Below are 22042 nucleotides of genomic sequence, written 5' to 3'. Positions count from 1 at the left end.
TTCTAATAACAATTTTAATTAATAGCAGCGGCCCACAACAGAGTGGGCCGCTTTAGTCTGCTGGCAAACATCCTTTCTCAATCACCATTCACCTGTTTTTGCATTAATTGATTTATCAAATTCAAGACACTCAGTAAGCAATAACGCTGTTCTGACGTTAAACGCAGGTAACGACGAGCCGCCGGGAGACGGCTGACGATTTCAGAAGCAGCAAAATGCCCAATTTCGCAACGCCATTTTCCTTCTCTGATTTGCAGGCTACATGATCGAAAGTCGAGCTCTTCTAAGGTCTGCCGGATAACAGGGTATTGCTCTAGTTGCTCAATCAATTTGCAGCCATCTTTCTGTTTTGAGAAGAAACATATCTGTTTTTTGCGCAGGCTACCTCCCGTTTTCACTTGTATCTCTGCATTCAAAAGCTGATTTATCGTTCCTGAAACAGAAAATTGTGTGTAAACAATAAATGCCATAAACAGAGTTTTTACCCTTTCGTTTACACATATTGTCAATTGTTCTTCTGGTTTGATGAGCAGCTCATCCGGCCTTGTTCTCGCATAGTGATAGGGTTGAAGATCTCTCTCCAGCCTGTTGAGTGTCAGTCCCGCCTGATAAGTGGCAGGCAGACGCTGCTTATTGATTTTTTGCCAGAAGGAGACCTTAGGAGAGGTTGCGTAATGGCTCAAGTTTAATCTCCTTCAATTCAGTTTCAGAGAAAGTTTTAGACAGAATTAATTCCACATCGACAGTCTTGAACGGGTTGACTTTTTGCACAAATATTGTCCATATCAACGCATAGCTCGCTGTTAAACCGAGCATAATTAGGAACGGAATATAAACATCGGCTTTGTTCATGCCTGGTGGCGTGATGTGAATAAGGGCTAAGATAATTCCGACACTGGAAATAATCTGTGGTAGTGGAAAAAGGGGGGATTTATAGGCGCGATGCAGGTCTGGTCGGCGAATACGCAGCAGGATAACAGAGATAGTTACCAACAAGTAAGCTGTTCCCCAGGAACATACCGCAGCCAAGACCAGCGGAATAATACGGCTCAGATCTCCCTGAATAGCGAAAGCATGTATGCAGGGGATTAGAGCAGCAACTAAAATACCAAACACTGGCGTTTTAAACCTTGGATGCAGGTAAGTAAAAATGCGAGGTAAAACGCCATCAAGAGCCATACCGTATAAAATACGAGGAACAGCTGCCATCAGTGTATTAATGGTTGCTGCGCCCGCCAGCAATAGGCCGAAACCAATCCAGTATTTACCGAAATCCCCCATTATCTGCCCTGCAAAAGCCGGAATTGCCATCGGGGTTTCCAATAATCTGACATTATTTGCAGGATCAACAATGATATTTTCTACCTGATGAGTCATTGCGGCACCGTACATAAACATACAGAGCGCAACAGCGCACAGGCCAGTTGCCATTGCACGTGGGATCACTTTGGCAGAATTTTTGATTTCCGGTGCCATCGGTGTAACCAGTTCACAGCCCATGAACATAAACATCGCCATACCGATCAGGCTTAATACCATTGTCGGATCAGAAACATTAAGCGCCTGACCAAACCAGCCATCTACTGACGCATGAAATGGCATTAGCAGGCCGCACAGGCTAAAGATCACCAACGTACTCCACATAGCAAACGTCAATACAATCTCCACCTTACTGAATGCTTCAATACCAAACGCATTAAGCAGTCCGAAGGTGAGCACTAGTCCTACTCCGACCATCCAGGAAGTATTATTACTCTCCATCACTGTATTGAGGCTTTCAAAGTTAACCAATGCCATAATGCCGGAAAGAATGGTTTCCGCAGTACCAGCAAAAACGTGAACGATCAGGTAAGCAGAGAGCGCTCCGGTTATTGCCCAGAACCGTCCCATACCACAAGAAATATAGTCATATACCGATCCAGAAGTAGGCAAAATTGCAGCGGCTTCGGAGAAAGTCGTTAATTGAGCCTGCATCACGATAAAGCTGAGCAATACAGCTAAAGCAAAAGTGTCACCACCGATACCAAACCCGCTGGTTACTGTTAGAATGACCGGACTTGCCATAATCACACCGACAGAACTGGCAAGTGTCGTTGGGAACCCTATTTTGCCTTTCTCAATGTGTGATATTAATTTTGAGGACATATTCATTTTGCTTCCCTTTTTCCCCCTGAAATACAGTCGATTGTGAATTTTTTGTAAACAAAAAATGACTGTGATTCAACTATAAAGATAAGGGGAAAAGCGCCGCTATCATTCTAAAGAACGATACCCAAAGGGGGTATAACGTACCTGTTTCTGCCGAAAAGTACCAAAGAAAAGGGTGAAAAACACCATAATATAAGCTATATCAAACAATAAGATAAATTGATTTATTAATATATTAATAAACGTGGTGTCAGAGGTGAAAATTTAGTCTAAAAGCCACTAAAATCTAAGAAAAGAAGTTTTAATTAATGTAATCAAGTTCACATTATTAACATATGTATTTTCTATTAAAAGTCAGAGCAACCATGATGAGTACAAAGTTGAGTCAGATAGGAGACACTAATGAATACACTTCCATTCAGTCATCATCAACAAACACTGATTAATTGCTGTCTGAATACGATCGCTCATATTATTCCTGTATCTGCTGCGGTTTATTATCTTGTTGATGATCAATGGCGGCCTGAACACCATATTCTGTACGGCATTACACCTCGAATGCATCAGGTATATTTAGAGCATTTTTGTCAGTTAGATCCTCTACGTCCAGAGAATTTCACAAACGATGAACGGCGTCTTATCAGCATGAACGACAACATACAAGCGAGTAGTCAACGGTTTTATCAAGATTTTATGCTACCTAACAACTTAACGGATATGGTCGAAATTTTTATCCGTCGTAGGAACAAAATCATCGCTGGTATTTCTGTTCTCAGAGACAGTCCGTTTCAGGATCAGGAAGTGATGAGGCTCAATGCTATTATTCCTATTGCTGAATTAATGACTTTTGATATTTTGCCTGAATCACAGATTGCATTTACAGCCAAAGAACAGGAGATTATTCATTTGGTCAGAGAAGGTGCCAGTAATAAACGTATTGCATTACTGCTTGATGTCTCGCTTTCTACTGTGAAAACTCACCTGCGAAATATTTTTGCCAAAGCCAATGTTACCAATCGTACAGAATTAGTCTCTTCCGGCTTTATTAGCCGCAAAGAAAAAGGGTTATGTATTCAACATATTGATTGACTCTAAATATAATATTCTCTTTCGATAAAAGTCCCGATGACTTTGTCATGCATTTCCGGCGATTTTGAATAACCGAGTGTTTTACGGTTCAACCTCTTAATTCGATTTCGTAGGGTAAGATTTTCGCGTTCGATACGCTGCGTAAATGTTTTTCCTTTCCAACGAGGTGATTATTCGTCGGTAACAATTGTCAGCTTTGAAATTGTCTGTGCACCAGAAGATACATACCCACAATTGGGAATACCAAACTGGTCTGACGGTTTTATTAACTAAATCTGATTAACAAAAATGGCTCACATCAGTGGGCCATTATTTTTTACCATTTATTTAAAAATAACATCGTCATTATTATCTGATGGTTGATTAGATATGAGCTATATATTTTTTATTATAAGTAGTCTAATTAAAAATATTGTCAAATGTTTTTATGTCATTTGAGTGGGATTATTGGGACTAAGTATGGTGGTTAAACAGACTTTATAATTTAACTATATTGATTTTAAAAGTAAAAACGGGGTACTTTCCAATTGATAATTTTTGTCTGCTTGCCAGCTTATTTTTCTATGTATCAATCTAATAAATTGACCAGATTAAATATCATTGATTTCAATTTATTCTTGAGATATTCATTTTTTAAACCTATTTAAATACTGATGCTCAGTTGCGTTTTGTAACTGGGTTTTTTTATCTTCAATTTTTGTATTTATTCCGGGATTTATTTATGGGAAAACCATTTTGGAGAAGTGTTGAGTACTTTTTTACAGGAAATTATTCCGCAGATGATGGCGATAATAATATCGTTGCCATCGGATTTGGTGGTCAAATACAGGCTTATGGCGGTAATGATCACATTACATTAGGCTCTATTGGTGCAGTGGTTTATACCGGTTCCGGTCACGATACGGTCGTTGGTGGGGCCGCCTATCTGAAAGTTAACGATACCACTGGCAATCTGAACGTCAAAGGTGCGGCGGGATATGCGGAAATTAATAAAGAAAAGGAGGGAACAATTACTTTTTCCGGTGCGACTGGAGGGGCAGCTATTCAACATAATGGACATTCTGGTAATGTGCACTATTCAGGGATAGCAGCATATAACGATTTATATCGTCGGGGAAACAGCGGTGATATTACCTTCAAAGGATTGGGCGGTTATAACCATCTCTACTCAGATGTCACCCACGGCAATATTCATTTTATCGGCGGGGGCGGTTATAACCAAATTACCCGTAAGGGGCTAGCTGATTGTTTCAGTGGTGAAGGCATTGTTTACGCTAAAGCAGAAGAAATTGTACTGACCACTGCAATGATGGGAGGAAGCTGGATTGAAGAATCACAGAAAGTCATTGGTGTTAAATCTACGCGGGATATAAATACCTATCTGTTTGCATTTGCGGATGAGCAATATACAAAAGTTAATAAAATTCATCTTTATAATGATCCTAGAACCGGCAGGCTGAAATATTACACCACTTCCTGGTATAAAAAGGGAAATCATCTCAAAAATCTGGCATCTCAAGATATTTCTGACTATGGCGGTTATCAAGTGGTTGATGTTGATGGTGCCTATACCTTGTCAAATCTGACGGTTGAACAACACCAGTCATTTACGGTGCATGCGCTGGAAAGTGAGCTACCGGAAAACGAATGGGTAACGTATGGCGGTGGTGTCCAGATCGCCGCAGAAAATATTACTTTGTCAGATGCCCAAATGGGCGGTTATGCGGTTTCAACCGATGGTTCAACTGTTGCTGTCAAGCCCGTGAAATCCAACCGGATGGAAAATACCTATTTGTATGCCCAGGTCTTCGGCGGATATACCAAAGTCGTGGTAGTACAACTGGCTAACGACCCTAAAACTGGTGAGCTGAAATACATTGCCACGTCATGGTATAAGGCCGGCGATCAAACAGCCGCTTTGGCAGATCAATTTATTGGTATTCATTCTGGCTATAAAGTTATTGGTAAAGGCAGTTATACACTGAGTAATGTCCATTACAGTGTGAATACTGTCCGCGTGACTTCTGAGCGAATTGCCAATATGCATGAGTTCTGTGAACAGGAATTGTTACCCAAGAAACAGGATGACAGTCACGGTGATGTCCGGTTCGAAGGTGCAGGGGGCGGCAATGTGATCAAATCCAACGTAGCCCGTGGCAATGTTTACTTTAAGGGTGCAGGGCTTGCCAATGTTATTCTGCATAATTCAGAAATCGGTGACACTGAATTTGATGGCGGTGGCGCTGCCAATGTTATTTTCAAGAAAGGCAGAAAAGGTCAGCTGCATTTCAACGGTGGTGGTCTTGCCAACGTTATTACTCATATCAGTATGTCTCCTGCCACTGCATTACAGGAACCTCATAGCAGCCAGACTAAAGTTGTTGCTCTGGGTGGTGCCAATATCCTAACCCGAAAAGGAGATGGCAAGGTTTTTGCCATCATGGGAGGCGGTGCCAACGTATTGAACCATATCGGGCAGGGTGTAACCACAAGTGTGATGATGGGGGGTGCCAATATCCTGACGAAAGTGGGGGATGGAGAGACCACCGGCATTATGTTTGGCCTCGGTAATGTGTTGACCCATGTCGGTAACGGCAGAACACTGGGAGCTATGGGCGCAGCAGGCAACGTCTTTACCAAAGTAGGGAATGGGGAAACTATCGCTGCCATGCTGGCCGTCGGCAATATCTTTACCCATGTTGGTCAGGGTGATGCGTACGCCATAATGGCGGGTGGTGGCAATATCTTTACCAAAGTGGGTAACGGTCATGCCCTGGCTCTGATGGTGGCACTGGGCAACGTTTTTACCCATGTCGGGGATGGCCTGAGTGTTGCACTGATGGTGGCCAAAGGCAATATGGCGACTAAAGTGGGGAACGGTGAAACCCTCGTCGCCATGATAGGGGTCGGTAATATCATGACCCATATTGGTGATGGTAATACCTTTGCCGCGATGCTGGGTGAGGCGAATGTCCTGACCAAAGCTGGTCATGAGCTGACGGCCGCGCTGATGATAGGCAAGGCCAATATTTATACCCATGTGGGTAACGGCACCAGTATTGGTCTGTTTGTCGGCGAGGCTAATATTATGACAAAAGTTGGTGATGGTACGACGCTGGCGGCGATGTTTGGTCAGGCCAATATCATGACTCATGTCGGCCAGGGAATGACGGGCGTGTTGGCACTGGGCGAAGCCAATGTGGTGACGAAAGTCGGGCATAATTTTCTCGGCGTTGTGGCGGCAGCCAAGGCAAATGTGATAACCCATGTCGGGCAGGGCACGACAGCCGGTTTGTTGTTAGGCAAAGGCAATATTCTGACTAAAGTGGGAACGGGGACGACAGCCGGTCTGCTGGTTTCTCAATTTGGTAACATCATGACCCATGTGGGTGACGGCAATACGGTGGGATTTGCTAAAGGTAATCTGAACCTGATGACCAAAGTGGGGGATGGCTTGGTTGTCAATGCCGCGTGGGGGGATGCCAATATCATGACCCATGTGGGGAGAGGCGATCACTATAACTTTGCCAAAGGGAAAGCCAATATCGTCACCAAAATCGGTGATGGGCAGACGGTCAATATTGTGCAGGGTACAGCCAATATCATCACTCATGTCGGTAAAGGTAATGATTATACTGGTGCCTGGGGTAAAGCGAATGTTATTACGAAAGTCGGTCAGGGGCGTCAGGTTACGCTGGCGAAAGGTGATGCCAACATTGTGACACAGGTGGGGCAGGGTGACAGCTTCAACGCCTTGTGGAGTCAAAGTAATATCGTCACCAAAGTTGGTGATGGTATGCTGGTTACCGCTGCGAAAGGTAAGAGTAATATCACTACCAACGTGGGTAATGGTTTAAGTGTCGTGGCGACCCACGGTGATTTGAATGTGAATACCAAAGTCGGTGACGGTGTTTCTGTCAGTGTGGCGTGGGGTAAATTCAATATCAACACCAAAGTGGGTGACGGCCTGAATCTCTCGGTGATGAAAGGGACAGGCAATGCCAATATCCATGTGGGCGACGGGATGAATATCCACGCTTCCTATGCCCGCAATAATGTTGCCATTCAGGTAGGAAACGGTGATTTTTATCATCTCGCTCTGGCCTCCGGTAACACCGAGAGGCATAAATTGGAAATACTGTTCAGTGAATTAAAACAAACGTTATTGGGGGTGATGGGCAGTCAGGGCATTAATTTTCTGGTACATGGCGATGAAGCAAACACATCCGGCAGTTACCGGGGCCGTGGTGCCATTAATCTGCCGGAAGTCAATGCGCTGAAAGGCTTTGAACTGACTGAAATGGCGGAAGTCAGGTCAGACTTAGCCACTGATTTGCGCGCTTCGGTGAATCAGCTCAATACGCCGGACATCAGCAAACTGAAAAGCATCATGAATGCTGATGAACAGTCTCCAAAAATCCGGAAGCCGAATCTGATTGCCAATGGTGATTTTGAAGCGAGAGAGCTGGGTTGGGGATTTACCGAGGGCATTGAAGCTCTGCATCCAGCCGAAGCTTATGGTTTGGGTAACTATGAGCACGGCAAATATGTCACTGAGCTGGATACATATGTCAACACCACTATTTATCAGGATCTCCGGCAACTTCAAGCAGGTGAAGTCATTACCCTTGACTTTGATTTTGCCAAGCGGTCGGACAGTACTAATGATAATGGTATGGAAGTGCTCTGGAATGATCAGGTTGTCTTTTCGTCGTCAGGTGATGAAAGCACCTGGCAGCACAAACAACTGGTGCTGGTTGCACAGGCAGGCAGTAACCGGCTGGCGTTTAAAGGCACGGGTAACAGTGACAGCAAAGGCTATATTCTGGATAACGTGGTGGCGACTTCAGATCGTTCAGACAGCAGGGGTAATGCAGAATCCCCGTCCGGGAATTTGGTTTCTGGAAGAGTGTTAAGTGATAAAGCCAATGCGGAAGCAGACCGTGAACGCTTAAAGCAGGAAAAAGAGAAACAACTGGCGGCGATTGCAGATACACAATCTCAGTTGGCGGCGACTGATCTTTATGCCCTGAACACTAACGGACTGTCACAGCTTAGTGCTATCAAGGAAGAAGAGCAGACTGTGACGGATGAACTGCTGGCAAAAGTCATAGCACTTGAAAGTCTGAATAACCAAACATACACAAGCCATCAGGGAGAATCAGGCGCACAGTGGCGTCAGGATTTTGCCGGTGGATTGCTGGGTAACCTCCAGATACAACTGGATAGTGTAAAAGAAACGGCAGGCCGACAATTGGATAATGCACTTTCCACTATTCCAAAACAACAGGATCAGATAGAAGCCGCACTGAATAAATCGGAAGTCAATGTCGCTAAATCTAAACAAGATCAACTGAATGCGCAGAAAGATGTTGTGGATGCTCAGGCTAAGGCCGCATACCGGAAAGAAGAGGCGTTGACACAGCAGAAACAGGCTGAACAAGCCACACGGAATAGTTATCAGGCTCTTCAGGAAATTGAGGCTGAGGTAGGAACCGCAGCGAAGGACAATGCGCATAAACCGAACTTTACTAATGCTGGCAGCGGTCGGTCAGGTAAAGCCTATGAAGCAGAAGGCGCCGGTAATACAGCCAGCCATATTGGCTCTGGTTCCTTAATACAGGGAGTTGGTGCTTTCAGCCAGAAGTTGCAAGAGTCAGATAATGATTTGTCTGCACTTGCAGATGCTAAACAAGCTGTCGAACGTCTACAGATCAATGCAGGTCTTCGTGCCGGACATACGAACACCATTTATGTACCACGGTCATTACACACACCACAGTCATCACATCAATCAAATAATGGTAACGCTTCCTCTGTTGGCGTACTTGAATCGATAACAAATGTATCAGGATCGGAAAACCGAAAAGAACAACCTATTTCCGGTCTGGATCTGAGTGGGCTGAAAGCGTTGGGAAGGACAGACCCCCACTCAAGCAGCACCTCTCAAGTTCTACATAGCAGTCAAAGTTCCCTGAGAAGTGGAGCGACATATCCTTTTATTGCTGCAAGGGCTGCGAAAGTAGCGGATATCTACCGTTGGCTGAGCAAAAATAATGACCGGAGCGGAGAGCTTTCACAAGATAACTACATTCCTGTACCGGGTGGTGAACGTGTTGATATTGAGATAAATGACAACATCAGATATGAACTGACTAACGTTATTGAGAATTTTTTTAGTGTCATCCGACACACCATTCCTAACGACCAAATTGCACCGTTGGCGAAATTGTTTGTCGATTCCACCATTGATTTTGACTGGGATAAGCGCGTTCAATTTATGACTAAATTGGAACGTTTCGGTTATAGCTTTGAACCTCCTCATGGTGAGAAAAGTATTGTTTCATTCTGGTCAGGCCCAGAGTTCAGTGCCTACCGCCATGTACTGGATGCTGCGCAGAAAGACGGTAAAAAAGTGGTTTACGATATTGATGTAAAAGGGAACGTACTTGCTCTTGAACTCAATCAGAAATTAAAGGATTGGAGCAATATTTCTCTTGATCCTGATGACTTCAAACAACAGAATCTGCACTCTGCTATTAATGAAGCTGTGCGAAGTAATATAGGATTCTGGAGTTCTATTTATGCGACCGGAGCACGTGACGATATTTATGTTATTGTGCCGGGAGGTTTGCGTTTAAAGAATTTCTTCTGGAATGTTGAGTTGCCGGTATTGCGTCAATTACAACGTGAAGGTCTGGTCAATGAAATTCGCTTGCTGGATAAACCAGTATATCACTACCGGGACAAACCATTGGAATCCATTGGTCGCAGACTGACTGATGCCGGTGTCAGAGTAAAAATACGTTTTGATTCACTGAGTGCGGCTGAGAAGAAAAGCTATCTTGAGCAGGATCCTGATGGTTACCACGCCAATTCACTGATAGATCTGGATATCAAGTTGAGTGCTATCGATCGCATGTTAAATCAAGCGATTCCATTCTATCGTTTACGAACTGAACGTAATATTTTGATCCGCGAAGGCTTACATAACAGCTTTGAAGTTCTTCCTTGGGCGGAAACCCGATCTGCTCTGTTTAAAACCATAAAAGTTGATAATCCGAAAGATCCGGCACAGATGAAAACAATCGAACATTTCATCTTTGCTAATTATCAAAACTATGAACAACTCCCCGCTGAGTTGCGGCTGGTGGAAAATCATATTATTTCCCTTGAAGAGGGTCATACCCGTATTCTCGCGGAAAGAGCGGATGGTGTCTGGTATTATTTGCCGGATATCAAATTGATGTCAGGCGATGAGTTACAGAAAAAGGCTTATGTTAAAGGTAAGCCACTGGGGGAAAGTTACCGCAAGGTGATTGAGGCACTGCGTGCTTATGAACAAGTTTTACTGGAAAAGCCGGATTACTCACTGGATGCCATTGAAAAATTAACTGATTTACACCAACAGGTGGAAGGTTATCTGCTTGGGCACTCAGAATCTGGGCGGGCACCAGCGATGAAACTGCTGCTTTCCCAAATCAACACACGCCTGACTGCATCATTGGTACTGGCAGAGCCGACATTGAGAAGCTCAGGCCAAGGTAATTTCAGCGAATTATACATCAAGCTGGATAACGCCAATCTCAAGGATAGCAAACATCTCTACCTGGATGCACAAGGCGATTTTGTGACACGTGGTCAGTTCAGTTTGCACATCTCCAGAAATACCGCTGGTGCCGGGCTGCAACAGGTTATGGCAGCCGTGACCAAAGAATATGGACAGGATGTCACAAATGCAGTCTTTTCCAAACTGTCAGCCCGTGATCTGGCGAAAGATGGCCGGGGCATTGATATAGCTGGTCTGAAAAAAATCCATCTGGCGATTGAACAGCACTTATCCCCTGTCAGTGCAACACTGTATGTCTGGCGACCAAGTGAGTACAGCACCCTTGGTCATGTAGCGTTGCAAATTGGTCAGGGGCGTGTTCTGGTCAATGCAGACGATGCCAAGCATTTGAATGAAATAAATTATGTCAGTTGGTGGCCGGCAGGGAATAAATTTGTCGATATACGCGGGATGTTTGATATCTCGACACAAGATCAACCGGATCTGCGGCTTCGTTGGTATGACCTTAGTCAACCTGCTTTTCAGGCTCCAACGTTAACATTCGATGTTGAGGCCGAAGAGGATGATGATTTCGGGTTGGTTGATGGCTCTGCTGAGCTGAGAGAGTTTATTGAAAAACTGAGAATAGCCAAAGGGGTGGATGCAAAATTCAAGGATGTCAGTGAAATTTTTGCGATGGCTGCCCTTGCTAATCCTGAACTGCTCAAGTCCGCTGAAATACCGGAATATATTTATCGGCCATTTCTTGCGCAGTGGGATGATCCCAGTATAGATATGCATGAAGTTGGCCGGAATTTTGCCGAAACCTTACGTATGGTGGCACAAATGCAGACACCTAAACGTATGGAGAGTGCAATTGCCGATGTCATGCATCAATTTGCTGAAAGAGAGCTGGTAGAAATTACCGATTTCAAAAACAGCAAAACTGAACCTGATCGGGTATACCGCATCAATCTGGAAGGGCTTGATGTGGCAGCAATGCAGGCTGAATGGGGTAAAATCAGTAGTGATCCGGATGCCCGTTATCAGTTACTGACCAAAAATTGTTCCAGTGTCGTTGCGCGTATTCTCAGAGCGGGAGGCGCAGAGAAAATGCTCGGCAAAGCCTGGCGGCCTGCTTTTGGTGTCTGGACACCGAGTGATCTGTTTAACTTCGGCCGTTCATTGCAGCAAGCAGTTCATATTGAACGGGTTAAACAAAAACATCTCCGTCTCAATGGAGAGCCATTTGAAGCAATTCTGAATAATGAAACCAATGAGTATGAACTGGAGAGAGTTGCTATCTTAAACGATGGATCATTGCCGCGTGAGAGAGAACCGCTTAATCCATTGACTCGTTTCATGAATAATGAACTGTATGGTGTAAAAGAAGAACGTCGCCGGATCAGCCAGGAGGTACAAAATAAGCTCAATTTGGCAGTAAACCAGGGTGTTGCACAAAAAGTTACCCTACGGGGTGAAATCGGGCGCTTAGACGGTTATTACTATCGTGTACAAAGCAATCGTGCACAAAGCTCGTCACATACAAGCATGACAAATAAAGTCGTGCTGTTTATCCATGGCTCCGGTGCGTCTGCTGAAGAGCAAACGAGTAAAATTCAACCCCATTATCAACAACAGGGTATTGATATGCTCTCGGTCAATATGCGGGGTTACGGCACCAGCGATGGCTATCCGGGGGAATCAGGGATGTATCAGGATGTACGTACCATGTTCCGTTATCTGGTTAATGATCGTGGTATTAAGCCGGAAAACATCATTATCCACGGTTATTCAATGGGAGCGCCAATTGCGGCAGACCTTGCTCGTTACGCTGACAGACAAGGCATGGCTGTTTCCGGCTTACTGTTAGACAGGCCAATGCCAAGCATGAGCAAGGCAATTACTGCTCATGAAATACCGAATCCATCCGGTCTTACGGGTATATTGGCAAAAGCGGTCAATGGTAAATTCTCGGTAGAACAGAATTTACGGGGGATCTCGAAGCAGACGCCAATTATGTTACTGACCGACAATGAAGGTTTAGGTAATGAAGGTGAAAAACTCCGTACCAGATTAATGACAGCCGATTATAACATTTCCGGGGAACGAACGTATCATGGTCATGAATCCAGTTATCAACTGATGAGTCAGTATGCCGATAAAATTGTTTCTCACCTGTCTGGTACTGATCAGCAAGCACAGGAGAATACCTATCTTAAAGGCATCAAGAGTGATTTTAGACGCTATATGCAGGCGTTGAAACCTCAGGTTGATGAAGTGGGCATAGAGCACGATATACGTGCGACAAAGGTTTTTCTGTCTGGTTACAAACATAACCATGCTGAGCGTATAGTGGATGGCTTCCATTCGGATATGGACATCAAACAACTGGTGGATCTGTTGGTCAAAGGAAACTGGACGGCAGAGCAGAAAGGGGCGTTGGCATGGGAAATTGAAAACCGGGCACTGAAAATTACTCTTCGACCAAAAACGGAGAAATATAGCCAACTGTTCCGTGATATCACTGCCACTGGCGCAGTCGATCCTAAGGCAAGTGAACATTTAGCGCCACAATTGCTATTACTGAATTTGTCCAATGATGGTTTTGGCGGACGCTGTGTACCGCTATCTAAATTGGTTCTGCTGGCAAAACAGCTTGAGAATGACGGTCAGGAAAATGTTGGCCATGACTTGTTGAATAAACTTTACTCCGCAGCTTCGGTACTCAGCCATCCAGAGTTGTATTCCGAAGTTGAACAAGCCAACGCCAGTAAATTATTGGGTACATTGTCTGCACTCTATGCCAGAGATCCGATGTTAGACAGTACTTTCAAGATATGGAAAGAGAAACTGAGCGGTGAGAAGGCACTAACGGTAAAAGGTATGATTGAAAAAATCACTGCCACCAGCGTAGACGGTCAACCGATTCTGCTGGAGCTGGATACATTGGGTCATGCAATGGCTGCATGGTCAAAAGGCAGTGGAGAGAACCGGATGTATGGGTTCTATGATCCTAATGTCGGGATTGTGGAGTTTTCGTCTGTGGATAAATTCAGTAAATACGTTACACGTTTCTTCGGTCGTTCAGACCTGGACATGTCAGAAAGCTATAAAATGTCCAAAAATGGTCGGCGGGAAAGAGTTTTCGAGCGTGTGATTGTACTGGATGGTCAGGCACTGGCACCTTATCGTCCGGTAATTGGCGACATAAAAACCATGAAAGATATTCTGGCAATGGAAATCTTTGATGGCTCACCAATGAAAAATGCGCTGGAGAGACTTCGTCCGTTGAATAACCACGATGTCAATGCGTGGGAAGTTGTTGATGTTTTTCCGAGACTGGAACGCAAAAAAATGCGTTTTGATGGTCAGGTCATTATTCAGCTTGAAGATGATCCTATTGTGGCCGATTCTGTCTCTTATCTGACCGGTAAGCACCCGAAAGAGAGTGTGCTTGTCCAGCTTGATACCAACGGCCAGTATAAGGTGATATACGGTGATCCAAGCTTGTTGAACGGCAAAATACGCTGGCAGGTTGTTGGGCACGGTGGTGATGATATTGATGGATTTAATCACACGACTCTGAGTGATTACACTGCATCTGAGCTGGCGATGCGGTTAAAACAGTTCAAAAATAGCTTCCAGTATGGAGGGGAGCTTGACCATATCAGTCTGGTAGGGTGTTCTCTACTCAGTGATGATAAGCGGGATGGCTTTGCTTATCGCTTGATTTCAGCTCTTGATGAAAATGGGATCCGTACCACGGTATCTGCCCGTCGCACTGAAGTTGTGATCGGTAAATCAGGGCGTAAATATACGAAATCAGAACATAATACGCTGGAAAATAAGATCTTCGACAATAAAATCGTTTTGAACTGGAACGAGCAAGGAGAGTTGGAAGGTCATTCAGAACGTATACGCAATAATGTCTCTGAAAACGATGTTTCGCTTGTGCGTGTAGGCAGTTTGCGTACAGATAGCAGAAAAAACCGGGCACGCGGGGCTATTACAGACAATACCGAAGTATTCCATGCACCGGAAAAATATCAGTATGAGGATTACCCTGTCGGAATGACGTCCGATAACCGACTGAGCTATTCCGGTAATGTGCAAATACAGGCAGGAGACGGCGAATTTACGTCCATTAACTGGGGAACCACCAACGTTGGTATTAAAGTCGGCACAGGCGGTTTCAAATCACTGGCCTTTGGTGACAACAATGTCATGGTTCATCTGGGGAATGGTGACAGCAAGCACAGCGTCAATATTGCAGGTTATCAGGCATTGGAAGGCGCACAACTGTTTATCGGAAACCGGAACATCAGTTTCAATCAGGGTCGCAGTAATGACCTGCTGGTTATGATGGATAAATCCATCCCGACACCACCGATGCTTAATCCATTTGATAGCGTTTCCCGCGTATCAGGGAGCCTGCAAAATATTGCCGGAACATTCTCTGCCCCTGACTGGTTGTCTGAGCAGGAAGCACAGTGGACGGTAGGAAGTGTGAAGAAATATCTACAGGATATGTCAGGGCTTGATATGACCAGCAGCGTGGATTATACGTCGCTGACTGAGATTGACTCCCAATATAAACGCAGTGGCCGTGGTCTGAAGAATGATATCGAAAACACACTGAATAAAAAATACAACCAATGGTTGAGTGGCGCGGGTAATAAACCAAAACCGGGTAATCTCAGTCGGGCAGATAAACTCCGACAGGTAAATGAGAAATTATCCTTTAATTTCGCTGTTGGCGGACAAGGTGCTGATATTCAAGTAACAACCGGTAACTGGAACTTTATGTTCGGTGACAATATCCAGTCAATTCTGGATATCAACCTTGGTTCACTGTTTGGTTTGATGACTCAGCAATACACCTCAACAGGGATGGCAAAAACCACCTTTACTTTTAGTCCGACGGATCTGCCTCGTCAGCTTAAAAACAAGTTGTTGAGAAACCTTGCCAGCGTGAATGCAGATACCACATTAGCTGATATTTTTAACGTGGATTACACATCGGATGGCGCTATTGTTTCCCGCTCAAATCAACCGGTGGATGGTGTCGCTATTCTGCGGGAAATGTTGGAAGTCATTAGTGAATTCAGTGGCAGTCAATTGGAGGCATTTATTGATCCGGAAACACTACGCAGTGGTTTGAAGACAAACCTGTCGGCAGGTGCGGACGGATTGAACTCTTTCCTTGAGAGTCATGGAATAAAAGAAAAAGCGCCAACTGAGCAGACGGAGCCAACTGAAAGTGTTGGTGCTGTACCGACAGCAGAAGATGCACACTCAGAGCGTACATTCGGGTTTAACTCCCTGAACCTGCCAAACCTGTTTGAAACTCTGTTCAGCCAGGATAAACAGCGAGAAATGAAAGAGTTAGTTTCCAACCTGAAACAGAACCTGACTGACGATCTGCTGCATATGAAGGAAAAAACTTTTGACTTCCTGCGCAACAGTGGTCATCTGCAAGGTGATGGCGACATCCATGTTTCTCTCGGTAACTACAACTTTAACTGGGGTGGAGACGGAAAAGATCTGGGCGCGTATCTGGGAGATAACAATAACTTCTGGGGCGGTCGCGGTGATGATGTTTATTACGCTTTGGGAACCTCCAATATCTTCACTGGTGGTGAAGGTAATGATATGGGTGTTTTGATGGGGCGTGAAAACATCATGTTTGGCGGCAAGGGTAATGATGTTGCCGTAGTTGCGGGACGTATCAACTATGCCTACATGGGAGATGGTGATGATCAAGTCTTTGCCTTTGGAGAAGGTGCTGTGATTGAGACTGGCAGAGGACGTGACTATATCGTCGCTTCAGGTCATTTCAATCGCATCGAGAGTGGAGAAGGGCAAGATTACGTAGTTGCTATCGGTAACAACAATCAGGTTGAGTTGGGCGATGAGCACGACTTTGCTACGGTTTTCGGCAACTATAATCAGATTGATGCTGGAGTGGGTAACGATACTATCAAGCTGATGGGTTACCATGCTCTGATCAATGGCGGAGCTGGTGACGATCACCTGATCGCAGATGTCATTTCCAAATTCAGTCAGTTTGACGGCGGTGATGGTGACGATCTGTTGGTGTTGGGAGGATACCAGAACAACTTCAAAGGTGGAGCAGGGGTTAACAGTTATGTGGTCAATGGAGATGTGATTGATAACGTAGTTGAGGATATTAAACGTGGTGACAAGATCGTTTTCGACAACCTTAACTGGCAAAATTTGTGGTTCCAGCGTAGCGGTTACGATCTGGTTATGTTGACTAACCGTAACATTGAGGGTACTTCTGAACAAGGACAGTTTGAAGCAATCGGCTCGGTGACGTTCACTGGCTATTTCAATGGCAACCGTGCGGACATTATCACGCAAATGAGCAGTAAAGATGCACGCGGCGAGCGTGAATATACTGCACTCTCTGCCAATGCGCTAGATTCATTGGTTCAGGCAATGAGTGGCTTTGCGCCAGCGATTGGCGACAGTGGTTTTATCGACTCACTGGATAGACAAACTCAATCTTCCATCATGATGGCCTGGTCGGATACCATAACCGGGAAATCCAAACTGGCTTGATGGTTTTCTTACCCTGAACTTGATTAATAAAAATGGCTCACAAATGTGGGCTATTTTTTTATTTAACTTCAAATGGTTAATTTAATGTACTTATGTTTTTTAACGGGACATTATACTTGATCAGGTGGTGGAGAGAATGAATTATTCTGTTACTGGTTAAGTTATTCAGAATTTTCTTAGAAAATAAATAGCCTATACTCTTAGGCTGTTTATTTTAATTATAGTCTTCAATATATTAATTCCTCAGTTTATTTTTTTCCAATTTAATATCCCCTTCATCTTTCAAATTATCATTTTATTGGTGCATTTTGAAAGATGAAGAGATAAGTTATCTGATACTGTTAAAATTGACAAACAAATGCTATGTCATGACAGTTATTCTGGAAATCATCCCAAAAACCCGGAGGGTAACTATCAATATCGCTTTGTAACAGCGTTGGTTTATGCCATTCTAATTGTGTTAATCCTGCTTTATTGCACGCCTCTTTATGTTGTTCACGACTCCATTGATACATTGTAAAAGGGCTGGGTGGGGTGGTAAGAAATTCTGCCTTGACGAAAGCGCCTTCTTTCCAGGGTTCTTGACTAAGAATATTGACGCGATAATTTATACAGTTTCCTTTTACTAACCGATAATCAGGATCAATGGTATAAGCGATAAGTTTACCGTTAGGGGCTAGATTCTTTGCGACTGAACGAAACATCATTTCAAGGTCTTCAAGTGATAGTGTATTACAGAATAACCAGGCTGCAATTATCAGATCAAATTTTCCGAATGATTCCATATTGCAGGCATCTCTTACATGAAATTCGATATTATCATCGTATTGTTGCGATTTGCTTTTGGCAATCTCAATCATGTTATGTGATATATCGACGCCCACAACTTTTGAAGCACCGTGGTTTCTGAACAATCGGCTAAAAAGACCATATCCACAGGCTAAATCTAACACGGATTTTCCTTGTATATCCCCTGCCAGATTGAGGATAGTCCGAATTTCGATGTTGATTTGGGCAGCAGAGTCTGAAAAACTCTCATATAGATCTGCGATAGGATTATATACGTTTTTAGGATCCATTGTTTTTATCCTTTAATTAATATTAATTGAAGAGGATGTTTTTTATTTGGTAAGAATGAAATTTATTATTTTTGTGGTTTTTCCTGATATTTATTTCGTCACAGAACATTAGTGTATAAATAATAAGTTAGATATAATTATTTTTGTATTAGTTATATAGTTTAATGGGTATGGAAATAAAGATTTAATGAACAGAATATTAAAAAATAACTTATTAGCGATAGTATTGAATATATCTCTTGTTGCTATCAACAGCGATCAACCCACGTTTACAGGTGGGTTGATATGATGATTATTCTGTTCCTAAAAATCGATGAATTGCCCTGAGTACGGCTTCGGGTTTTTCTGCATGAACCCAGTGCCCGGCACCTGCTATTACCCATGCGTTTGCTTTTGGGAATTGTCTGATAATATCCTGTCGATATTCCTCGGTAATGTAATCTGAATTTCCACCACGAATGAACAAGGCTGGTTTATGCCATGCCGGGATCGTTTCCCAACCGATAATCTTTTCATATTCTTTTTGCAATACAGGCAGGTTGAATTTCCACTCTCCCTGGCGGAAGGATTTTAGTAAAAACTGGATCACACCATCTTCCTGAATATTTTGTCGCATGATATCTGTTGCCGCCTGTCGGGTTTGTACCCCTGCTTCAGTGACTTTGTTCAGTGCTGTGAAAATGCCATCATGTTGCCGAACTTGATAAGCCACAGGTGCTATGTCAATGACTACAATCTTTTCAATTCGTTCCGGGGCAATTGCTGTCATGCTCATCGCAATTTTGCCGCCCATAGAATGTCCTATGATAATAGCTTTCGGTGCATTCAGTTCATCAAGTAGTTTATTAAGAAGTGCTAAAACATCCTGAGCCATATCGCGGTAATCCATGTTTTCCGACCGCGGAGAAATACCGTGATTGCGCACGTCAATTTGAATAACCGGATAATATTGCTGTAAATCTCGGCCTAATATTCCCAAATTGTTCAAATCACCAAAAAGCCCATGGATAAGAATAATTGGTGTGGAGGACAGTGGGTTTTCCGGTTTGTGTAAATGATAATTTAATTGATTGTTTGACTTCATAATTTGCCTGAGTTAATGCCATTCATACAATGTTTAATATTGTAGAGTTTAATATCATGACACATTAGCATGGACAAACAAAATGGCTGTAACTGATTGATTTATTTTAGGGGAAAAGCGACTTTTTTTCAATTCTCAATTACGGAAAGAATCACTTTAAGTTATTGAAAGTTTAATTGTTTTGTTTTGTTGCATTATATCTTATAATCCGAGAATAATTTTTTCATTAAGAACAGTACTGGATAGAAATGAAAACGATAGAAGTTGATGAAGACCTTTACCGCTTTATTGCAAGCCAAACCCTGCATATCGGTGAAAGTGCATCTGATATTTTACGGCGCATATTGAAATTGGACGCAGGGCAGCCAGTACAAACTACACAGCCTGCCAGTGAGCCTGTACTTGTCGACAAAGCACCAGCTGTACGTTCCCGTGATACTGTTCGTGTTATGCGCGAATTATTGCTTTCCGATGAATATGCTGAAAAGAAAAAATCCGTTGAGCGTTTCATGTTAGTGTTGTCTACATTGTATAATTTGGACAGTGAAAATTTCTCCAAAGCAACAGAAGAGATGCACGGTCGTACCCGTACTTATTTTGCAGGCGATGAACATACGTTGCTGACCAGTGGTAAGCAGACCAAACCACGTCATATCCCCGGCACACCTTTTTGGGTGATCACCAATACCAATACTGACCGCAAACGCAGCATGATTGAATATGTTATGCAGAGTATGAGTTTTCCAGCAAATTTGATTGAAAAGGTGTGTAGCACTATCTAATTTAGCTCTTTAAACTGCTCAGTTTATCTGTTCTATACTGCACTGGGGGGGATCCAGTGCAGCCTTTCAGGAGAAATAAAGTGGCAATTCATCCAAGGGCAGGGCAACTGGCCCAGCAGCATGATTTAATCAATGTTGCACTTCTCACTTCAAAGTATTACACCGTACAACCACATCCAGAAGACCCGGCACATAAAGTTAAGTTCGGTACTTCCGGTCATCGTGGCAGCGCTGGACGCAATAGTTTCAATGAAGCACATATTCTGGCGATTTCTCAGGCTATTGTGGAAGTTCGTAAGCGACACGACATCACAGGCCCATGTTATGTAGGGAAAGATACTCATGCACTTTCTGAAGCTGCATTTATTTCAGTGCTGGAAGTGCTGACAGCAAATGGTGTCGATGTAGTTGTACAGGAAGATAATGGTTTTACACCAACACCGGCCATTTCTCATGCAATTCTGTCTTACAATCGGCAGGGAAAAAATTTAGCAGATGGTATTGTGATCACGCCATCCCATAATCCGCCAGAAGATGGTGGTATTAAATACAACCCACCGAATGGTGGCCCCGCTGATACTGATCTGACTTCCGTTATTGAGAATCGTGCTAATGAATTGTTGGCAAATAACCTGGACGGGGTTAAGCGTCAGCCTTATGAGCAGGTATTGAAAAGTGAATATCTGCATCCACAAGATTTGGTTGAACCTTATGTGACTGCATTGGGTGAAGTTGTGGATATGGCTGCCATTCAAAAGGCGGGTTTGAACATTGGCATTGATCCGCTAGGTGGCTCAGGTATTGCTTACTGGCAGCGCATTGGGGAGTACTATAACCTCGATCTGACGCTGGTGAATGACAATATTGACCAGACATTTCGTTTTATGACACTGGATCGTGATGGTGTGATCAGAATGGATTGCTCATCACGTTGGGCGATGGCGGGTTTACTGGAGTTACGTGATAAGTTTGATTTAGCTTTTGCTAATGATCCCGATTATGACCGTCACGGGATCATTACTCCAGCAGGTTTGATGAACCCTAATCATTATCTGGCGACAGCAGTGGATTATCTATTCCGGCACCGTCCACAATGGTCTGAAAAAGTTGCAGTGGGTAAAACATTGGTTTCCAGTGCCATGATTGATCGTGTTGTGGCAGATCTGGGTCGTGAATTGGTGGAAGTTCCTGTTGGCTTTAAATGGTTTGTTGATGGGCTATATAAAGGCAAATTGGGCTTTGGTGGCGAAGAAAGTGCTGGTGCATCTTTCTTGCGTTTTGACGGTACACCATGGTCAACAGATAAGGATGGTATTATTCTTTGTCTGCTTGCAGCAGAAATGATGGCGATTACCGGAGAAAATCCACAGCAACGCTATGATAAATTAGCTGCACGTTTTGGTACACCGAGTTATAGCCGCCTTCAGGCATCGGCAAGCCATCAGCAGAAAGCACAATTGTCCAAATTGTCACCGGAAATGGTTAAGGCTGATACATTGGCGGGTGATCCGATTACGGCTCGTTTGACAACCGCTTCAGGCAATGGTGCTTCCATTGGTGGGTTGAAAGTGATGAGTGACAATGGCTGGTTTGCTGCTCGCCCTTCTGGCACAGAAGAAGCTTATAAAATCTATTGTGAAAGTTTCCTTGGTGCTGAACACCGTGAAAAAATTGAGCAGGAAGCCCAGGAAATTGTCAATCAAGTGCTCTCTGCGGGGTAATT

The 22042-nt window shown here is 43.7% G+C and carries 8 protein-coding genes and 1 pseudogene; 4 read left to right on the top strand and 5 right to left on the bottom strand.

What is annotated here, in order from left to right; genetic code table 11:
* Nucleotides 1-77: 77 nt before the first annotated feature.
* Both HGO23_RS13545 and HGO23_RS13540 read right to left on the bottom strand, forming a co-directional pair.
* Nucleotides 78-683 carry a DUF3156 family protein gene (locus tag HGO23_RS13545; RefSeq protein ID WP_209026987.1) on the bottom strand — a complete coding sequence of 202 codons (606 nt, stop codon included), beginning with the start codon at nt 681-683 and terminating at the stop codon, nt 78-80.
* Nucleotides 658-2151, bottom strand: coding sequence for an APC family permease (locus tag HGO23_RS13540; protein ID WP_209026986.1), 1494 nt, complete (start codon nt 2149-2151; stop codon nt 658-660). Before HGO23_RS13540 ends, HGO23_RS13545 begins: the two co-directional genes overlap by 26 nt.
* A gap of 399 nt (nt 2152-2550) precedes the next feature.
* Between HGO23_RS13540 and HGO23_RS13535 the strand changes: the two genes are divergently transcribed.
* The gene (locus HGO23_RS13535; RefSeq protein ID WP_209026985.1) at nt 2551-3237 is read left to right on the top strand and encodes a helix-turn-helix transcriptional regulator; all 687 of its coding nucleotides are present in this window, start codon (nt 2551-2553) and stop codon (nt 3235-3237) included.
* Between the two features lie 2 nt (nt 3238-3239).
* Here HGO23_RS13535 and HGO23_RS13530 read toward each other — a convergent pair.
* Nucleotides 3240-3392: pseudogene (locus tag HGO23_RS13530) on the bottom strand (IS1 family transposase); the annotation flags it as partial.
* 566 nt (nt 3393-3958) lie between these two features.
* Between HGO23_RS13530 and rtxA the strand changes: the two are divergent.
* Complete coding sequence (gene rtxA, locus HGO23_RS13525; RefSeq protein WP_209026984.1) at nt 3959-17374, top strand: MARTX multifunctional-autoprocessing repeats-in-toxin holotoxin RtxA; 13416 nt, start codon at nt 3959-3961, stop codon at nt 17372-17374.
* Between the two features lie 341 nt (nt 17375-17715).
* Here rtxA and HGO23_RS13520 read toward each other — a convergent pair whose 3' ends face one another.
* On the bottom strand, nt 17716-18453 hold the full coding sequence (locus HGO23_RS13520) for a class I SAM-dependent DNA methyltransferase (RefSeq protein ID WP_209026983.1): 738 nt from the start codon (nt 18451-18453) through the stop codon (nt 17716-17718).
* A gap of 292 nt (nt 18454-18745) precedes the next feature.
* Complete coding sequence (gene ybfF, locus HGO23_RS13515; RefSeq protein ID WP_099134502.1) at nt 18746-19537, bottom strand: esterase; 792 nt, start codon at nt 19535-19537, stop codon at nt 18746-18748.
* Nucleotides 19538-19785: 248 nt separating this feature from the next.
* Between ybfF and seqA the strand changes: the two genes are divergently transcribed.
* Both seqA and pgm read left to right on the top strand, forming a co-directional pair.
* Entirely contained in the window at nt 19786-20319 is a 534-nt protein-coding gene (gene seqA, locus HGO23_RS13510) for a replication initiation negative regulator SeqA (protein ID WP_209026982.1), read from the top strand.
* A gap of 80 nt (nt 20320-20399) precedes the next feature.
* A complete protein-coding gene (gene pgm, locus HGO23_RS13505) occupies nt 20400-22040 on the top strand; it encodes a phosphoglucomutase (alpha-D-glucose-1,6-bisphosphate-dependent) (RefSeq protein WP_209026981.1) in 1641 nt (546 codons plus the stop codon).
* Nucleotides 22041-22042 lie beyond the last annotated feature (2 nt).

Source organism: Xenorhabdus budapestensis (assembly GCF_017743015.1).
GTDB classification, from domain to species: domain Bacteria; phylum Pseudomonadota; class Gammaproteobacteria; order Enterobacterales; family Enterobacteriaceae; genus Xenorhabdus; species Xenorhabdus budapestensis.
The sequence above is the reverse complement of the archived record's forward strand: the minus strand, read 5'-3'. Positions and strand labels throughout refer to the sequence as shown.

Bases quoted from the DNA above. Each gene is read 5' to 3' on its own strand.
- HGO23_RS13540 (WP_209026986.1), bottom strand. From the start codon at position 2,151: ATGAATATGTCCTCAAAATTAATATCACACATTGAGAAAGGCAAAATA.
- HGO23_RS13535 (WP_209026985.1), top strand. From the start codon at position 2,551: ATGAATACACTTCCATTCAGTCATCATCAACAAACACTGATTAATTGC.
- rtxA (WP_209026984.1), top strand. From the start codon at position 3,959: ATGGGAAAACCATTTTGGAGAAGTGTTGAGTACTTTTTTACAGGAAAT.
- HGO23_RS13520 (WP_209026983.1), bottom strand. From the start codon at position 18,453: ATGGATCCTAAAAACGTATATAATCCTATCGCAGATCTATATGAGAGT.
- ybfF (WP_099134502.1), bottom strand. From the start codon at position 19,537: ATGAAGTCAAACAATCAATTAAATTATCATTTACACAAACCGGAAAAC.
- seqA (WP_209026982.1), top strand. From the start codon at position 19,786: ATGAAAACGATAGAAGTTGATGAAGACCTTTACCGCTTTATTGCAAGC.